Here is a 16,723-nt window from a genome sequence, read left to right on the forward strand (position 1 = left end):
TCCGTTACACCTTTTCCACGTTCACGAGGAAGGACTTAAATTCCGGCGTCTGCGTGTTCGCATCACCGACGAATGGCGTTAACGTGTTAGCGATAAAGCCTTTTTTCGCCACACCTTCGTAGCCCCAGTGAATTGGAATACCGATAGTGTCGATATCCTGACCGTTGGCCTTCAGCGTGCGAATACGTTTGGTCACCACCGCCTTGGCCTTGATGTAGCCGCGGTTAGAGGAGACTTTGACGGTATCGCCGTGGGAGATGCCCAGCTTATTCGCCAGCTTCTCGCCAATTTCCACAAACTGTTCCGGCTGTGCGATGGCGTTAAGCAGCGCATGTTTGGTCCAGTAGTGGAAGTGTTCGGTCAGGCGATAGGTTGTTCCGACGTACGGGAACTTATCTGCTTTACCCAGTGCTTCTTCGTCGCCTTTAAAGATACGGGCGGCAGGGTTAGAGATAACGTTCGGGTGCAGCGGGTTAGTTCCCAGCGGCGTTTCAAACGGCTCGTAGTGTTCCGGGAACGGACCTTCCGCCATCTTATCGATAGCAAACAGACGTCCCATCCCTTCAGGCTGCATGATGAATGGCCCAACGTTGCTGCCAGGTGCGGCGGCGCTGTAGTCCGGAATATCCATCCCGCTCCATTTCGCCCCGTCCCATTTCAGGATCTGACGTTTTGGATCCCACGGATTCCCCTGCGGGTCAGCGGAGGCGCGGTTATACAGAATGCGTCGGTTAAGCGGCCATGCCCATGCCCAGCCCAGCGTATTGCCAAGACCTGACGGGTCGGCGTTATCGCGACGGGCCATCTGGTTGCCTTCCGGCGTCCAGCTACCGGCGAAAATCCAGCAGCCGCTGGAGGTAGTGCCGTCGTCACGCAGTTGGGCGAACGAGCTCAGCTGTTGGCCTTTCTTGACGATAACCGCACCGGTTGCCGGGTCGGTAATATCGGCCAGCGCCTTACCGTTGCTCTCCATCGCCACTTCTTCCGAAGCCGGTTCGTGCGGGGTGGAGTAGTTCCAGGTCATGCTCAGCACCTGTTCCGGGTTCGCACCACCTTGTTCGGCATACATCTTACGCAGACGCAGGAAGATACCGGCGAGGATTTCACCATCGGTAACGGCAATCCCTGGGGCATCCGCGCCTTTCCAGTGCCACTGCAACCAACGACCGGAGTTGACGATAGAACCGTTCTCTTCGGCAAAGCAGGTGGATGGCAGACGGAACACTTCAGTCTGGATTTTCGACGGGTCAACATCGTTCGACTCACCGTGGTTCTGCCAGAAGGTGGAAGTCTCAGTGTTGAGTGGGTCGATAGTGACCAGGAACTTCAGTTTGGACAGTGAAGCCACCACCTTGTTTTTGTTCGGGAATGAGGCGACCGGGTTAAAGCCCTGGCAGATATAGCCATTCACTTTGCCCTGGTTCATCATCTCGAAGTACTGCAGCACGTCGTACCCTTTATCCCACTTCGGCAGCCAGTCAAAGCCCCAGCTGTTTTCTGCTGTCGCCTTATCGCCAAAGAAGGCTTTCATCATCGAAACGAAGAATTTCGGGTAGTTGCCCCAGTAGTTCACCTGGCCTTCCAGCAGCGGTTTTGGCGTGTTGGCGGCAAGGTAGGTTTGCAGGTCGGTTTGTTTCTCGCTTGGCAGCGTCATGTAGCCTGGCAGGCTTTGTGACAACAGGCCTAAGTCAGTCAGCCCCTGAATATTCGAGTGACCGCGCAGGGCGTTAACGCCACCGCCTGCCATCCCCATATTGCCAAGCAGCAACTGGATCATTGCCATGGTGCGGATGTTCTGCGCGCCAACGGAGTGTTGTGTCCAGCCCAGGGCGTACAGGAACGACGCGGTTTTATCTTTTACGCTGGTTTCTGCGATGTACTCACAGACTTTCAGGAAGTCAGCCTTCGGCGTACCGCAGATGTTTTCCACCACGTCCGGCGTGTAGCGGGAAACGTGCTGTTTCAGCAGATTCCACACGCAGCGCGGGTGTTGCAGAGTGACATCGCGTTTGGCGAAGCCTTTTTCATCCAGCTCGTAGTTCCAGCTGGTTTTGTCATACTTGCGTTTGTCCGCGTCGTAGCCGGTGAACAGGCCATTTTCGAAACCGTAATCCTCACGCACGATCAGACTGGCGTTGGTGTAGGCCTCGGTGTATTCGCGGTTGAATTTTTCGTTATTTAGCAGGTACAGCAAGACGCCTGACAGGAAGGCAATGTCAGTACCAGAGCGAATAGGAGCATAGAAATCAGCCACCGCTGCGGTTCGCGTAAAGCGCGGATCGATAACAATCAGCTTCGCGCCGTTGTGAATTTTGGCTTCCATCGCCCAGCGGAATCCGACAGGGTGAGCTTCAGCGGCGTTACCGCCCATCACCACAACGAGGTTGGCGTTTTTAATGTCGACCCAGTGGTTGGTCATCGCACCGCGACCAGACCGCGAGCATACCGAGCGCGCGGGAGAATTTTTGCGTTAAATAGCCGGTTTCGTTACTGGAAGCGGAAGCACACAGCATCCCGGTGGAAAGCCAGCGGTTAACGGTTACGCCTTCAGCGTTTTGTGCAACGTAGTTAGCGTCGCGGTCTTCTTTCATTAGCTTCGCGATGCGGTCAAATGCCTCATCCCAGCTAATCTGTTGCCACTTATCTGAGCCTGGTGCGCGATATTCCGGGAATTTCAGGCGGCTTTCGGAGTGGATGAAGTCCACAAGTCCTGCCCCTTTCGGGCACAGCGCGCCACGGTTCACCGGGTGATCCGGGTCCCCTTCGATATGGAAGATGGATGCTTTGGCGTTTTTTGCGCCGTCACCGAGGCTGTACATTAACAGTCCACAGCCAACGGAACAGTAAGTGCAGGTGTTACGGGTTTCGCGGGTGCGCAGCAATTTATATTGCCGTGTTTCCGCGAGCGCTACGCCGGGCGCAAAGCCCAGTGCCGCTGCCGTGGTGCCTGCCATACCGCCAGCGCAGATCTTAAAGAACTGCCTTCTGCTGACCTGCATGGTTCGCTCCTTGTTTCGACATTGTCACGTTCCCTTCGCTTTTCTATAACGCGAACGCGAGGGAAGTGGTTGTTATTTTTCTTTGCGGACGGGACCGCAAAGGTCCAGAATTGGGTGAATTTCCCTCCGTCCAGGAGGGGTTTGTAAAGAATACCACAATGTTGGTATGTGTGTTCCAATATGGTTAAAAGAAAGTGAATAAAATCCATCAAGAAGAAGTCAAAAATGTGATGAATTGTGCAGGATCGCGTCAGTTGACCCTCTGGAAGCGCGAGGATTTGCAACATCCTCAGCCTGATGAGGTTGCTGAAGAAGTACCTGTGGCGCTGGTATATAACGGAATTTCGCACGTGGTGATGATGGCATCACCGAAAGATCTTGCGCACTTCGCGATGGGTTTTTCACTTTCTGAAGGCATTATTGAGTCCCCGCAGGATATTTACGCGATGGACGTAGTGCCCTCCTGCAACGGATTGGAAGTCCAGGTTGAGCTGTCCAGCCGTCGCTTTATGGGGCTGAAGGAGCGTCGTCGGGCGCTGGCCGGACGTACCGGCTGCGGCGTTTGTGGCGTGGAGCAGCTCAATGACATTGGCAAACCGGTCCAGCCGCTGCCGTTTACCCAGACATTCGATCTGGGGCATCTCGATAACGCTTTACGGCATCTCCCTGATTTCCAACCTGTGGGGCAACTGACAGGCTGCACGCACGCGGCTGCCTGGGTTCAGCCGTCAGGTCATCTGGCGGGTGGGCATGAAGATGTTGGACGTCATGTTGCGTTGGACAAACTGCTGGGCCGACGCGCAGTGGAAGGGGAAAGCTGGCAACAGGGCGCGGTGTTAGTTTCCAGCCGCGCCAGCTACGAGATGGTGCAAAAGTCGGCGATGTGTGGCGTGGAGATCCTGTTTGCTGTCTCTGCGGCGACCACGCTTGCCGTGGAAGTTGCCGAACGTTGTAACCTGACGCTGGTGGGTTTTTGCAAACCGGGCAGGGCGACGGTCTACACGCATCCGCAACGTCTGATCGCGCTGTGACGCCGCCAGGCGGCCAGAATGCTGCCTGAAAATGCCAGCTCCATGATTACGGCAACTGGCGAGCCAACAATCACATTGTTCAGCAGCCAACACAGGCTACCGCACAAGGTGTATCCCCGTAATTTTCCGCTGTGTTTTTGAAACGACGCAAAGGTCATCAGCAGGCTTCCCATCAGCGGCAAAATACTCGACAGATTTTGCCAAAGATAAACGCTACACAGCAGCGATCCCAGCATAAATCCCCACATCGCCCAGCGGTGAAACGTGACGATGGCCGTCGCGTAGCGGCATGCGGCAATGATCATTAACCCAGCCGCAGCGTGTTGATCCAAAAGATAGAAATGTATAGCCAACAGGGAAGTGGAACTGGTGAGCAGAGATAAGGTGATAGCCCGGCGCTGAAAATGAAAAGCGGAAATATCCAGCAAAAAGCTGATGCCAGCCAGAATCTGAGAGAGGAGAAATGCGTTCATAATGTGCGCCAACAATTGAAGAGTGACGGGACAATAATCGACGCATCAACGTAAGGCGTTAACCTTTGTTAAGACGCTGGCGAATACGAGACAGGCTAACGGGAGTAATGCCGATATAGTTGGCGAGATCGCGCTGAGTGAGCTGAGACTCCCAGTCCGGGAAGTGTGTTTGTACGTACTGGTAGCGTTGCTCTGGGGTATTGAGCAGCAGCATTTGCTCTTTTTTCTCTTTATAGATCAACTGCTGGACCAGTAGCTGGGTCTTAATATCCTGATTTTCCGGCGCATCCAGCAACGCCAGCGGTATTTCACTGGTTTCGCCAGCGGCGATCATTTGCAGACTGTAATCAGCAGGCGTGTTGGTTAGCCAGTTCAGGTACAAAAAGCAGTACTCCCCGGCAAAGTAGAACTCTTTAACCCTTTCAACGCCGCTGTCTGCGTGATACACCGCACGAGCCACACCATGATGTAAAAGATGAATTTTACTTTGTGGTTCACCCTGACGAAGTAACCAACTACCCGCCGGTTGCGTTTTTCTACGGCTGCCTGCGAGGCATTGTGGTTCCTGATTACGCGACATCTTATCTCTCAAATAATTTGAATGAGACTGGCAAATCCTTCCGCTTTCAGTTGTTCGAGTATCAGCCTATTATTTATCACATCAAGGCACGGTGCCTTACTCAAACAACTAAGTTAAAGGGTTTATATCATGAACAGCATCAAAACTTTTGTCGCAGTTATCGCTCTGGCTACTTCTTTCGGTTCTTTCGCTGCTCAGACAGTTACCGCAACCGGTTCTACGCTGGAAAGCGCTGAAGCAAAAATCGCCGCTCAGGCTGAACGTGCGGGTGCCAGCGATTATAAAATCACTCAGGCTTACACCGGTAACCGTGTGCATATGACCGCTGAACTGCTGAAATAAGTTATCTCAGTACGGTAGAAAGAGCGCCCCAGGGGCGCTTTTTTAGTTTATACCCGCCATTCTCAGCAGTGCGGTTACCACTGCTGCAGCGATAATCACCACAATCAATGGCGTCTTGCGCCAGGCGAGAAAGACCGCAAAACCCACACCGAGTACGCGCGCCATGCCGGCAAAGTGTTCGCCTTCATAAAAGGTGGTTGCCAGCGCGACGGAGAAGAGTAATACCGTTGCGGCGTCGGAAAGCAGCGCCTGTGAACGTTCAGAAAAGGCTAAACGCCCTCCCAGTTTTGCTCCCCCTAAGCGCATTAAATATGTACCCAAAGACAGCACGGCAATCCCGACGATAAATAGCGTCATATTACCCATTATTTTTTCCTCGCCAGTAAGCCAAACAGTGAGAGCAGTACCGGCAAGCCTACCGGTGCGAAAGGTACGGATGCGAGTGACAATGCGGCCCCGCTACAGGCACGGATGAGCGTGGTGCGGTTTTTAAAAGCCGGAACCACTAAGGCCAACAAAATGGCAGGGAAAACGGCATCCAGCCCAATGGTTTCAGGTGCCGGGAGCAGCTTGCCGACACCGGCACCGATCAGTGTGCCAATCGGCCAGAAAATGGCGACGCCCAGACCGCATAACCAGTAGGCGGCTTTACGTTGTTCCGGTGTTTTCTGCGACAGGCCGAACACCACGCTTTCATCGTTCATGATATGGCAGCCGAGGAAACTGGCGGCCCGGTTTCCCACCAGATCGCGCACCGTGACGCCAAACGGCACGTGTCGGGCGTTGACCAGTAAACCGGCAGCCGCAGCCGCCAGTGGGTTACCACCGCTGGCGACGATGCCGATAAACATAAACTCGGACGCCCCCGCCAGTACCGTAATAGAGAGTACAAACGGTACCCACAGCGGGAAGCCATAAGCCATCGCCAGCGAGCCGTACGACATGCCGACAACGCCGACAGCCAGACAGACGAGAAATATTGCTTTCAGCGTGTCGCCTTTGAGACTGGAAAAATAATGTTTCATACCGTTTTAGCCATATCGAACGAATTTCCATTATAATGAACGGGAGCAGTTAACTTTACAAGTCGAACGATTCGTTCGATATAAAAAACATGGAGTCGTGAATGACCCAGCCCATCAGTATGATCGCGAAAAGCCTGGTGCGTGAACGTCAGCGCACCGGTTTGTCGCTGGCGGAGATTGCCCGTCGTGCGGGGATTGCAAAATCGACGCTCTCACAGTTGGAAGCGGGCAATGGCAATCCTAGCCTGGAAACGCTCTGGTCGCTGTGTGTGGCGTTGGACATTCCCTTTGCGCGCCTGCTGGAGCCGCAAGAGCAAAAAACGCAGGTGATTCGCCGCGGCGAAGGGACAAAAGTCGTGGCGGAACAGGCCCACTATCAGGCCATTTTACTGGCCGCCTGCCCACCGGGCGCGCGGCGGGATATTTATCTGTTGCTGACGCAGCCGGGCGCGGATCGTATTTCACAGCCGCATCCGCCGGGATCGGTTGAACATATCATCGTGACGCAGGGCAAGGCGATGGTGGGGTTGACGGAAGCGCCGGAAGAGTTAGGTGAGGGCGACTACATTTGTTACCCCGCCGATCGCGCGCATATCTTTAAAGCGCTGGAGCCTGACACCCAGGCGATTCTGGTTTCTGAGCAAAATTGAATTGTCGGATGGCGCTATCGCTTATCCGACCTACAAAAAATAAAACCGTAGGCCCGGTAAGCTTGCGCCACCGGGCATATAACTTACTGCAGATAAAACACTTCTTTTAGCTCTGCGCTAACCGGGCTGTTGTCTGCATTGGTGGGCATTACGTCACGCATATGCTGCCACCAGCGCTGGCAAACGTCGGTGCTGGCGACAGCGTCCCAGCGCGCTTCGGACTCAATCTCGACGGTGGCGAACAGCAGATTGCGCTCCCGATCGAGATAAATCGCGTAGTGATGGGCGCCGTGTTCTTTCAGCACCGCTTCCAGTTCTGGCCAGATGGGATTGTGCCGACGTTGATATTCCACGTGCGCGTCGGCATTTACCTGCATCACAAAGGCCTTGCGGATCATAACGCCTCCAGATACAGCTCGCGGACCTCGTCGCGGCTGGCGGTACGCGGGTTGCACGGCGCACACGGATCGGCCAATGCTTTGTCCAGCCAGCCTTCAATATCTTCTTTCGTCACGCCAAGGGAGCTAAAGCCCGCAGGAATACCGACACGCTTGCTGAGTGCTCGAATCGCCTTGATGGCCTCCATGCTTGCCGCTTCATCGCTCATGCCACGGGTATCGACGCCCATTGCCTGCGCCACGCGGGCAAAGCGCGCCACGGCGTTGGGGCGGTTAAAGTTTTCGATTACCGGCAGCAGGATGGCGTTGCAGACGCCGTGCGGCAGATTGTGGGTTGCGCCCGGCTGATGAGCCAGCGCATGCACCAGACCCAGACCGGCGCTGTTAAATGCCATACCCGCCAGATACTGACCAAACGCCATCTGCTCACGGGCGTCGAGGTTATGCCCATCGTCGACGGCTTTTGGCAACCACAGATTGATCAGGCGAATCGCTTCTAACGCGTTGGCATCGGTCAATGGATGTGCGCCGACGGAGACATAGGCTTCAATGGCGTGGGTCAGGGCGTCCATACCGGTCGCGGCAGTCACGGATGCCGGGATCTCCAGCATCACGCTGGCATCATCCACGGCGATATCCGGGATGATATTCGGGTCGATGATCACCTCTTTGACCTTGCGCGCAGAGTCGATAATAACCGCGTTGCTGGTCATTTCTGCTGCCGTACCGGCAGTGGTGTTGATGGCGACCAGCGGTACGCCCGCATTTTTCACTTTGCCCACGCCGGAGTAAGCGGTAGAAGGGCCTGGGTTGGCGGTCAGGATCTTCACCGCTTTAGCGGTATCGATCGGGCTGCCGCCGCCGAAAGCGATAATGTAGTCACATTCTGCGCCCTGATATGCTGCAAAACCCTGCTGCACCAGCTCCTCTGTCGGGTTCGGGAACACCTCATCAAACAGGTGGTAAGACATTTGATGTTCATCCAGCGCGGCAAACAGGCTGTCCAGCAGGCCCAGCTTCACCAGTTGACCATCGGTGACGATCAGCGCTTTGCCCCATTGTTTATTCGCCACGAGGTTCACCATATCGCGGATTGCCCCTGCGCCATGCAGGCTAATTTTTGGCAGTGCCAACATAAAGCTCATCACTATTCTCCTTAACAATAAAATCCTGTAGGCCGGATAAAGTGAAGCCGCATCCGGCGTTGGGTTGGGAGGTATCAGTACAGCTCTACGGCGCTTGCCAGCGGCGTCACGCCAAAACGTTTGCCAAGGGCTATCAGTTCTTCGCGCGTGATGGTCTGCTTCATACCGCCCATCGAATAGATTTTGACCAGAACCTCGGCGGATTTTTCTGCGGTGTCGATCAAGCCGAACGCTTCGTCGAGCGTTGGCCCACTGCCGAATACGCCATGGAATGGCCACAGTACCAGCGAGTGTTGCTGCATTTCCTCGGCTGTCGCCTGGCCGATTTCATCGGTACCCGGTACCATCCACGGCAGAATGCCGACGCCATCCGGGAACACGACCAGACATTCGGTGCTGCCTTCCCACAGCTTACGGGTAATCAGTGCCGTGTTGTTTTCCAGTACGTAGGTCAGGGCGATCAGATTGGTGGCGTGACAGTGCATGATGACGCGGTCTTTGCCGTTGGTGGCTTTAATGCGTTCACAGTGAGAGAGGAAGTGGGCCGGCAGTTCAGAGGTTGGTACGGCCTCGTGGGTCAGGCCCCAGAGGATGTGGTAGCCCGCGCCGTCGCTGTCAATTTTCACCACGCCTAAATTGGCGGCCGGGTCGAGCTGAACATTTCGGAAGAACTTGCCGGAACCGGTGACGATAAATGAGGTGTTCGCCAGCATCGGCATCGGCTGACTCAGCGCAATATAGCGCGATTTTTCGTGGAAATCGGCGCTAAATGGCGCAATATCTGCTTCATCAAGACGTAACGTCAGGTTGCCGCCGTTACGCTCGTCCCAGCCTTTCAGCCACGCATCAGAAGTGGCTTTGATCATCCCCTGGACGAACCAGGAAGTCGTAATGTTTTGCATGTCGGTGTTCCTGTTTATTGCCCGAACGTTATCGGGTCTTACGCAGGCCGGATAAGCGCAGCGCCATCCGGCAATCGTGTTTCATTCATTGCCGGATGGCGACGCAGGGCGTCTTATCCGGCCTACAAGCCTGGCGTCATGCTTAGCGACGTTTGCTCAGAATCTCTTTTTCATAAGCGCGCACACTTTCCAGCCACTGGCTACCGGCTGGCGTGTCGTGGCGCTGGCAATACATCTCCCAGACGGCCTGCCACGGCAGCGATTTTTGCTCTTCCAGCAGGGCCAGACGGGCGGTGTAGTCGCCACTGGCTTCGAGCTGACGTAACTGTTCGGTTGGTTCTAACAGCGCACGTAACAGCGCTTTTTTCATGTTGCGGGTACCGATAACCCATGCGGCAATGCGATTGATTGAGGCGTCGAAGAAGTCGAGACCAATGTGTACGCGGTCGAACAGGTTGTGGCGGACGATCTCACTGGCAATCGCCTGAGTTTCATCATCCAGCAGCACCACGTGGTCGCTGTCCCAACGAACCGGACGGCTGACATGCAGCAGCAGGCGCGGTACGTACAGCATGGCGGCGGAGATCTTGTCGGAAATGACTTCGGTCGGATGGAAGTGACCCGCATCCAGACATAGCGCGGTTTGACGGCTGGTGGCGTAACCCATATAGAACTCGTTGGAGCCCACGGTGTAGCTTTCAGCGCCGATACCAAATAGCTTGCTCTCAACGGCATCGATATGGTGCGCCGGGTCGAACTTCTCGCTGATCACGTCATCCAGCGCCTCCAGCAGACGCTGGCGTGGCGCTAAACGGTCAACGGTGATGTCTTTCATGCCATCCGGGATCCAGATGTTCATCACCGACGGCGTACCCAGTTGCTCGCCGAAATACGCGGAAACGCGGCGGCTGGCTTTACAGTGGTCAATCCAGAACTGGCGGATATGGTCGTCGGCGTGCGCCAGCGTGAAACCGTCGGCACTCAGCGGGTGTGAGAAGCAAGATGGGTTGAAATCCAGCCCTAAGCGGTTCACTTTTGCCCATTCCACCCAGTTTTTGAAATGTTCAGGTTTGATTTGGTCGCGGGCGACTGGCGTCTCTGATTCCAGATAAATGGCATGCAGATTCAGACGTTTAGGGCCAGGGATCAGACTGAGTGCCTGCTCCAGATCGGCACGCAGTTCGCTGGCGTTACGCGCTTTGCCCGGATAGTTACCGGTTGCCTGAATTCCACCCGTGAGCGAACCTTCCGGGTTTTCGAATCCGGCTACGTCGTCGCCCTGCCAGCAATGCATGGAGACCGGCAGACGATCGAGCTGGCGTAATGCTTCCTCGACATCAATACCTACCGCTGCGAAACGCAGTTTTGCCAGTTCCCAGGCTTGTTCAAGTTGAGTAGTCATGCGCAAAGCTCCTTTGTCTGTCGTAATGGTTGAAACTGCGCTTTATGGCGGGCAATTTCACTTTCAGGATTGGGGATGAAGGTTGTCAGGTCGTAGTTAGCGCGTACCACCTGGCGGTAATCATCAACGTTGTTTAGCTCATCCAGCGTCATCAACTGGACGCCAATATTGCCGAGCGTGGAGGCCTCAATAGGCCCGGATATGACGCGAATACCGCAGGCATCCGCGCAAAGTTGGTTGAGTAATGCGTTCTGACATCCACCACCGACGATGTGCAGTTGGTGAAATGCTTCGCCGCGAAGCTCAGCCAGTTCCTGCAGGATATCGGCGTACAGCAACGCCAGACTGTCGAAAATACAGCGCGCCAGTTCAGCATCCCGCATCGGCACTGGCAGGCCAGATTCGCGGCAGGCTGCCTGAATTTCCGCGCTCATGTCGTCAGGATTGATAAAGCGCTCGTCGTTGGGGTTAATCAGAAACTGGCAGGCCGGCAGCGCCTGGGTTTGGACGATAAGCGCAGGCAGGTCGGTTATCTGCCGCTCTTTTAACACGCGCTGGAGTAGCCACAGCCCCATGATGTTTTTCAGCACGCGGTAGCGCCCTTCCGCGCCCCCTTCGTTGGTGATGTTCGCCGCCAGCGCCGCATCGTTGGTATACGGTGTTCTGCTCTCAAAACCCATCAGCGACCAGGTACCGGAAGAAAGATACGCGCTGTGTTTATCGGCCAGCGGTGAAGCGATCACCGCGCTGGCGGTGTCGTGGCTGGCGACGGCAACCACCGGGATTTGATTTTTCTGCGGACAAATCCAGTGACCAATTACGTTCCCCGGATGCGTGGGGCGGCCAAACCACGCTTTGTCGGCACCGCTCCAGGCCAGTAGGGTTTCGTCCCAGTCGTCGGTGTTGATATTGACTAACTGGGTGGTGGTGGCGTTGGTATATTCCCAGTTCATTTCTCCGGTCAGGCGATAGCTGAAGTAATCGGGGATTAGCAGGGCATGCGCCACCTGGGGGATCAGTTCCGGTTGCTGTTCGACCAGTGCGCGGAGCTGATACAGGGTATTAAAGGGCAGAAACTGAATGCCGCTACGGCGATAGATTTCACTTTGACCTGGCTGCGTCATGGCCCGCGACATAATGCCGTTCGTGCGGCTATCGCGATAAGAGACTGGCAACCCAACACGCTGACCGTTTTTATCGATCAGGACATAATCCACGCCCCAGGTATCAATGCCGATGCTGTCGATCCGAATGCCTTGATCGCAGACTTTCCGCAGACCGAGGCGAATGTCGTTTTCCAGGCTGTCGATGTCCCAGGTGTCAAAACCGTCTGTTTTTTGCAGGCAGTTAACAAAGCGGTGGATTTCACGCAGTGTCAGGGTACGGTGTTCACTGTCGTAACGCGCCAACATTACGCGTCCACTGGATGCACCGAGATCAACAGCGACACAATGGCGAAGAGTCATAGCGAGGTCCTTCTGAGTTTCATTGCACTCAGTCTAAGAACCCGTGAAATGGCGTACCTTCTTGTTAGTGACAACGACAATAGGCGGCTGGCAGCATGGCAAAGGTGAACGTGATGGCGTTCACATTTTCTACTAATAGGGATGGTTTCGTCTGATGTGAGCCCTTTCGCAATTCCCGATCTTTCCCGCTATTTCTTGAAGAATTGACCGTGTTTACGCTCTTTGACGTCAAAAATTTAAGGTGAGGGTGATAACCCTTAATTACTATTCAGCCATGTTCATTTGATCGGGGTGGATGTCATCATGACCGTATTGCATTGCGTGGATTTTTTTCCGACAGGTAAAGCGCCCGTGGCGATTGAACCCCGGCTTCCTCAGCCTGCTTTTCCAGAGCATCATCATGATTTTCATGAAATTGTAGTGGTTGAGCATGGTACGGGAATTCATGTGTTCAATGGACAGCCTTATACCATTAGCGGGGGAACGGTGTGTTTTGTCCGCGATCATGACAGACACTTATATGAACATACTGACAACCTGTGTCTGACCAATATTCTGTATCGTTCCCCGGATGCGTTTCAGTTTTTGGCCGGGCTGAATCAGTTGTTACCCCAGGAGCTGAATGGGCAATATCCGTCACACTGGCGGGTGAATCAGAGCGTGTTGCAGCAGGTTCGGCATCTGGTGGGGCAAATGGAAAATCTTGGCGAGGCAATGGATACGCCGACGGCGGCAAATCGTGAGATCTTGTTCATGCAGTTGCTGGTGCTGTTGCGTAAAAGTAGCCTGATGGAAGCGGCAACAGATAATGATGCGCGACTGAACCAACTACTGGCATGGCTGGAGGACAACTTTGCCGATGAAGTATGCTGGGAAGCTATAGCCGAGCAGTTTTCGCTCTCTTTACGTACTCTGCACCGCCAGCTTAAACAACAGACCGGGCTGACGCCGCAGCGCTATCTCAACCGCCTACGGCTAATCAAAGCCCGCCATTTACTACGTCACAGTGATGACAGCGTGACGGACATCGCTTATCGCTGCGGATTTGGCGACAGTAACCATTTTTCGACGCTGTTTCGCCGGGAGTTTAACTGGTCGCCGCGCGATATCCGACAGGGACGCGATGTCATTACTGGAAGCAGCCTCCAGTAACGCGAAAGCTATCAACGTTTTTTGCCGTCCGTTTGCTGATAATCATACCCTTTTATGCCGGATGGCGGCTGTGCCTTATCCGGCCTACGTGGATGCCCTGTAGACCGGATAAACGTAGTGCATCCGGCAAGCGTTCAGGTTGAGGTGATGTGATGGTGAATCATCTGGTCCTTCTGAAATCAGACTTTTTTGCGAATGACCACCAGGCTGTCGCGGTGGCCGATCGTTATCCGCAGGATGTGTTTGCCGAACATACTCATGAGTTTTGCGAGCTGGTGATGGTGTGGCGCGGCAATGGCCTGCATGTTCTCAACGATCGCCCGTACCGGATAACCCGTGGCGATCTGTTTTATATCCGTGCCGAAGACAAACACTCCTACACCTCAGTTAACGATCTCGTCCTGCAAAATATCATTTACTGCCCGGAACGGCTGACGCTGAATGTCGGCTGGGAAAGCGCGATCCCAGGATTTAACGGTTCGCCGCGACAGCCTCACTGGCGGCTCGGCAGCGCTGGTATGTCCCAGGCCCGGCAGATAATTAGTCAGCTTGAACACGAGAGTAATCAGCGTGACCCGCTGGCTTTTGAAATGGCTGAATTGCTGTTTGGGCAACTGGTGACTCATTTCAAACGGCATCGCTATGCCACGGATACGCTGCCAGCGACATCCAGTGAAACGTTGTTGGATAAGCTGATTACCGCGTTGGCCGGGAGTCATGAACATGCCTTTGCGCTGGATAAATTCTGCGAGCAGGAACAGTGCAGTGAGCGAGTTTTGCGTCAGCAGTTTCGCAGCCAGACCGGAATGACCATCAACCAGTATCTCCGCCAGGTGCGGGTTTGCCATGCTCAGTATCTGCTCAAGCACAGTAGACTGATGATCGGTGAAATTTCTATGCGCTGCGGCTTTGAAGACAGTAATTACTTTTCGGTGGTATTCACGCGAGAAACCGGGATGACGCCGAGCCAGTGGCGTCATCTCAGCAGCCCGAATGATTAACTGGCCATTCCCAGACCGACAATATTTGCCGCGAGAATAATGACCACGCAGCCGAGGCTCAGTACGCTGACCGGACGGCGGCCCGCGTTTTTCCACTCTTTCAGCACCAGACCAACAATACCACCGCACAGGACATAGAAGCTCATGTGCAGCATCCAGCTGACATAATCATACTGCGCCGGAATGCGAGCGTGGCCCCAGGCGTAGAAGAAGAATTGTAGATACCACATCAGACCACCGAGCGCGGACAGCAGCACGTTGGTGATGATCAGCGGTTTGGCTAACGAGAAGTCGGCTTTTATCGAAAGATCTTTCACTTTTGCCAGACGAATAAAACAGAAGCCCAGGTTGACTAAAGCACCGCCGCCCATGATGACGACATAGCTTGGCAGCGCGACGTACAGCGGATCGACGCCCAGCGCGGCAGCAGCATCGTGCATGGGTTTCGCCGCGTTCATCGCAAAGGACATCCCGGCAGAGAAAATGCCGCACATTACCGCCAGCACCAGCCCCTTCTTCAGGTTGAACTCTTCTGCTTTGATGCCCATTTTACGTTCTTTCAACTGCCCTGCGCGGGTCACAATGCCCACGCCGATCAGCGCGACCAATACGCCCAGTAGCGTCATGCGTCCGCCATTGGTGTTGATCAGCACATCAAAGTTACCGTTGATGATAGGGGTCATCAGCGTGCCGACAATCAGGGTAATACCAATCGCAATACCAATCCCCATCGACATGCCGAGATAGCGCATGGTCAGGCCATAGTTGATATTACCGATCCCCCACATCGCGCCAAACAGGAATACCGGTGCCAGCGTGGAGAGGCTAAAAGAGCTGAAGTAGGCCCAGAAATTGGGAAGCAACATGGCGCTGATGGTCCATGGCAGGATAAGCCAGGAGACGATCCCGCCAACCGACCACATTGTTTCCCATGACCAATGTTTAACTTGTTTGAACGGGGCATAGAAACAGGCTGCGCTGGCTGCGCCTATCAAATGCCAAAGAATACCCATCGTAATCGCGTTACTCATGACTGAATCCTCGTTATTATTTATCGTCGGTCATAACCCCTCCGACACAACGAGTTTAAAAATTACGCAGATGATTAACCTTTTGACGATTGCCGCCTTTGTCCTCTTGTTGGCAATCATCACGTTAACTGGGTGATTTGGCTCACATCTTCAGTAATGGTGATGAATAATTAAGACCCTGTAAAAAGTACGGCATTGATAATCATTTTCAATATCATTTAATTAACTATAATGACCCAACTGCTTACGCGGCGTTAACACTGGCCGCCCGACAATACTGGAGATGATTATGAGTTATACACTGCCATCCCTGCCGTACGCTTATGATGCCCTTGAACCGCACTTCGATAAGCAGACGATGGAAATCCACCATACCAAACACCACCAGGCTTACGTAAACAACGCTAATGCTGCGCTGGAAAGCCTGCCTGAATTCGCGAGCCTGTCTGCTGAAGAGCTGATCACCAAACTGGATCAGCTGCCTGCGGATAAGAAAACCGTTCTGCGTAACAACGCTGGCGGCCACGCTAACCACAGCCTGTTCTGGAAAGGCCTGAAAACCGGTACCACGCTGCAGGGCGACCTGAAAGCGGCTATCGAACGTGACTTCGGTTCCGTTGACAACTTCAAAGCTGAATTTGAAAAAGCAGCAGCCACTCGTTTCGGTTCCGGCTGGGCGTGGCTGGTTCTGAAAGGTGACAAACTGGCTGTTGTTTCCACCGCTAACCAGGATTCCCCGCTGATGGGTGAAGCTATTTCTGGCGCTTCCGGCTTCCCAATTGTGGGCCTGGACGTCTGGGAACACGCTTACTACCTGAAATTCCAGAACCGTCGCCCGGACTACATCAAAGAGTTCTGGAACGTAGTGAACTGGGACGAAGCCGCTGCGCGTTTTGCCGCAAAAAAATAAGTTTAATGATGCCTGAAACCTGAGAGCGTTATGCTGATCGGGTCGGGATCTGATGACGTGATACAGCCCCTGCAAGCGATGCCTGTGGGGGCTTTTTTGTGATCAAAATCAACATAGGAACATTGATCCATTTAAATTGAAACAAGGTTTTATTATGCGAGTGGGATCACTTTTATAGTTTCTCTGAATGTCTATCTTCTTTTCATCAAGACGGGC

16 protein-coding genes and 1 pseudogene are annotated in these 16,723 nt (G+C 54.1%); 6 read left to right on the forward strand and 11 right to left on the reverse strand.

Annotated elements, in window-relative coordinates:
* Window positions 1–4: 4 nt before the first annotated feature.
* Window positions 5–2,999: pseudogene (gene fdnG / locus FDX19_RS02170) on the reverse strand (formate dehydrogenase-N subunit alpha).
* A 194-nt stretch (window positions 3,000–3,193) separates the two neighbouring features.
* Here fdnG and fdhD point away from each other — a divergent pair.
* On the forward strand, window positions 3,194–4,030 hold the full coding sequence (gene fdhD / locus FDX19_RS02175; RefSeq protein ID WP_137381434.1) for a formate dehydrogenase accessory sulfurtransferase FdhD: 837 nt from the start codon (window positions 3,194–3,196) through the stop codon (window positions 4,028–4,030).
* On the opposite strand, the gene FDX19_RS02180 is transcribed toward fdhD, so the two are convergent.
* On the reverse strand, window positions 3,997–4,503 hold the full coding sequence (locus FDX19_RS02180) for a YgjV family protein (RefSeq protein ID WP_137381435.1): 507 nt from the start codon (window positions 4,501–4,503) through the stop codon (window positions 3,997–3,999). The two genes, fdhD and FDX19_RS02180, sit on opposite strands and share 34 nt — an antisense overlap.
* A 58-nt stretch (window positions 4,504–4,561) precedes the next feature.
* A complete protein-coding gene (locus FDX19_RS02185; RefSeq protein ID WP_137381436.1) occupies window positions 4,562–5,083 on the reverse strand; it encodes a Crp/Fnr family transcriptional regulator in 522 nt (173 codons plus the stop codon).
* 129 nt (window positions 5,084–5,212) lie between these two features.
* Here FDX19_RS02185 and FDX19_RS02190 point away from each other — a divergent pair, with 129 nt between their 5' ends.
* Window positions 5,213–5,425 carry a DUF1471 domain-containing protein gene (locus tag FDX19_RS02190; protein WP_137381437.1) on the forward strand — a complete coding sequence of 71 codons (213 nt, stop codon included), beginning with the start codon at window positions 5,213–5,215 and terminating at the stop codon, window positions 5,423–5,425.
* Between the two features lie 42 nt (window positions 5,426–5,467).
* Here the strand turns inward: FDX19_RS02190 and FDX19_RS02195 are convergent, their stop codons facing one another.
* Window positions 5,468–5,791, reverse strand: coding sequence for an AzlD domain-containing protein (locus FDX19_RS02195; RefSeq protein WP_137381438.1), 324 nt, complete (start codon window positions 5,789–5,791; stop codon window positions 5,468–5,470).
* The gene (locus FDX19_RS02200; RefSeq protein WP_137381439.1) at window positions 5,791–6,450 is read right to left on the reverse strand and encodes an AzlC family ABC transporter permease; all 660 of its coding nucleotides are present in this window, start codon (window positions 6,448–6,450) and stop codon (window positions 5,791–5,793) included. Before FDX19_RS02200 ends, FDX19_RS02195 begins: the two co-directional genes overlap by 1 nt.
* Before the next feature lie 101 nt (window positions 6,451–6,551).
* Here FDX19_RS02200 and FDX19_RS02205 point away from each other — a divergent pair, with 101 nt between their 5' ends.
* Window positions 6,552–7,100, forward strand: coding sequence for a helix-turn-helix domain-containing protein (locus tag FDX19_RS02205; protein WP_003825255.1), 549 nt, complete (start codon window positions 6,552–6,554; stop codon window positions 7,098–7,100).
* A gap of 83 nt (window positions 7,101–7,183) precedes the next feature.
* On the opposite strand, the gene rhaM is transcribed toward FDX19_RS02205, so the two are convergent.
* From rhaM to rhaB, 5 genes are all read right to left on the reverse strand, one after another.
* Window positions 7,184–7,498, reverse strand: a complete 315-nt coding sequence (gene rhaM, locus FDX19_RS02210; protein WP_137381440.1) for an L-rhamnose mutarotase — start codon at window positions 7,496–7,498, stop codon at window positions 7,184–7,186.
* The gene (fucO, locus tag FDX19_RS02215) at window positions 7,495–8,643 is read right to left on the reverse strand and encodes a lactaldehyde reductase (RefSeq protein WP_137381441.1); all 1,149 of its coding nucleotides are present in this window, start codon (window positions 8,641–8,643) and stop codon (window positions 7,495–7,497) included. The genes rhaM and fucO overlap by 4 nt, the downstream gene beginning before the upstream one ends.
* Before the next feature lie 74 nt (window positions 8,644–8,717).
* Window positions 8,718–9,545, reverse strand: a complete 828-nt coding sequence (gene rhaD / locus FDX19_RS02220) for a rhamnulose-1-phosphate aldolase (protein ID WP_137381442.1) — start codon at window positions 9,543–9,545, stop codon at window positions 8,718–8,720.
* Window positions 9,546–9,687: 142 nt separating this feature from the next.
* Complete coding sequence (rhaA, locus tag FDX19_RS02225; protein ID WP_137381443.1) at window positions 9,688–10,947, reverse strand: L-rhamnose isomerase; 1,260 nt, start codon at window positions 10,945–10,947, stop codon at window positions 9,688–9,690.
* Window positions 10,944–12,413 carry a rhamnulokinase gene (rhaB, locus tag FDX19_RS02230; RefSeq protein ID WP_137381444.1) on the reverse strand — a complete coding sequence of 490 codons (1,470 nt, stop codon included), beginning with the start codon at window positions 12,411–12,413 and terminating at the stop codon, window positions 10,944–10,946. The genes rhaA and rhaB overlap by 4 nt, the downstream gene beginning before the upstream one ends.
* A gap of 303 nt (window positions 12,414–12,716) precedes the next feature.
* Here rhaB and rhaS point away from each other — a divergent pair, with 303 nt between their 5' ends.
* Together rhaS and rhaR are read left to right on the forward strand one after the other, a co-directional pair.
* The gene (gene rhaS / locus FDX19_RS02235; RefSeq protein ID WP_137381445.1) at window positions 12,717–13,565 is read left to right on the forward strand and encodes an HTH-type transcriptional activator RhaS; all 849 of its coding nucleotides are present in this window, start codon (window positions 12,717–12,719) and stop codon (window positions 13,563–13,565) included.
* A 152-nt stretch (window positions 13,566–13,717) separates the two neighbouring features.
* Complete coding sequence (gene rhaR / locus FDX19_RS02240; RefSeq protein WP_137381446.1) at window positions 13,718–14,566, forward strand: HTH-type transcriptional activator RhaR; 849 nt, start codon at window positions 13,718–13,720, stop codon at window positions 14,564–14,566.
* Here the strand turns inward: rhaR and rhaT are convergent.
* Window positions 14,563–15,597 carry an L-rhamnose/proton symporter RhaT gene (rhaT, locus tag FDX19_RS02245; protein WP_137381447.1) on the reverse strand — a complete coding sequence of 345 codons (1,035 nt, stop codon included), beginning with the start codon at window positions 15,595–15,597 and terminating at the stop codon, window positions 14,563–14,565. The two genes, rhaR and rhaT, sit on opposite strands and share 4 nt — an antisense overlap.
* A gap of 289 nt (window positions 15,598–15,886) precedes the next feature.
* Here rhaT and sodA point away from each other — a divergent pair, with 289 nt between their 5' ends.
* On the forward strand, window positions 15,887–16,507 hold the full coding sequence (gene sodA / locus FDX19_RS02250; protein WP_003840480.1) for a superoxide dismutase [Mn]: 621 nt from the start codon (window positions 15,887–15,889) through the stop codon (window positions 16,505–16,507).
* The last annotated feature ends 216 nt before the right edge of the window (window positions 16,508–16,723 follow it).

Source organism: Citrobacter sp. wls619 (assembly GCF_005281345.1).
GTDB lineage: Bacteria > Pseudomonadota > Gammaproteobacteria > Enterobacterales > Enterobacteriaceae > Citrobacter.

What these genes read in the sequence shown, in the direction of transcription:
- FDX19_RS02180 (WP_137381435.1), bottom strand. Translation starts at nt 4,503, where the DNA reads ATGAACGCATTTCTCCTCTCTCAGATTCTGGCTGGCATCAGCTTTTTG.
- FDX19_RS02185 (WP_137381436.1), bottom strand. Translation starts at nt 5,083, where the DNA reads ATGTCGCGTAATCAGGAACCACAATGCCTCGCAGGCAGCCGTAGAAAA.
- FDX19_RS02190 (WP_137381437.1), top strand. Translation starts at nt 5,213, where the DNA reads ATGAACAGCATCAAAACTTTTGTCGCAGTTATCGCTCTGGCTACTTCT.
- FDX19_RS02195 (WP_137381438.1), bottom strand. Translation starts at nt 5,791, where the DNA reads ATGGGTAATATGACGCTATTTATCGTCGGGATTGCCGTGCTGTCTTTG.
- FDX19_RS02200 (WP_137381439.1), bottom strand. Translation starts at nt 6,450, where the DNA reads ATGAAACATTATTTTTCCAGTCTCAAAGGCGACACGCTGAAAGCAATA.
- FDX19_RS02205 (WP_003825255.1), top strand. Translation starts at nt 6,552, where the DNA reads ATGACCCAGCCCATCAGTATGATCGCGAAAAGCCTGGTGCGTGAACGT.
- rhaM (WP_137381440.1), bottom strand. Translation starts at nt 7,498, where the DNA reads ATGATCCGCAAGGCCTTTGTGATGCAGGTAAATGCCGACGCGCACGTG.
- fucO (WP_137381441.1), bottom strand. Translation starts at nt 8,643, where the DNA reads ATGAGCTTTATGTTGGCACTGCCAAAAATTAGCCTGCATGGCGCAGGG.
- rhaD (WP_137381442.1), bottom strand. Translation starts at nt 9,545, where the DNA reads ATGCAAAACATTACGACTTCCTGGTTCGTCCAGGGGATGATCAAAGCC.
- rhaA (WP_137381443.1), bottom strand. Translation starts at nt 10,947, where the DNA reads ATGACTACTCAACTTGAACAAGCCTGGGAACTGGCAAAACTGCGTTTC.
- rhaB (WP_137381444.1), bottom strand. Translation starts at nt 12,413, where the DNA reads ATGACTCTTCGCCATTGTGTCGCTGTTGATCTCGGTGCATCCAGTGGA.
- rhaS (WP_137381445.1), top strand. Translation starts at nt 12,717, where the DNA reads ATGACCGTATTGCATTGCGTGGATTTTTTTCCGACAGGTAAAGCGCCC.
- rhaR (WP_137381446.1), top strand. Translation starts at nt 13,718, where the DNA reads ATGGTGAATCATCTGGTCCTTCTGAAATCAGACTTTTTTGCGAATGAC.
- rhaT (WP_137381447.1), bottom strand. Translation starts at nt 15,597, where the DNA reads ATGAGTAACGCGATTACGATGGGTATTCTTTGGCATTTGATAGGCGCA.
- sodA (WP_003840480.1), top strand. Translation starts at nt 15,887, where the DNA reads ATGAGTTATACACTGCCATCCCTGCCGTACGCTTATGATGCCCTTGAA.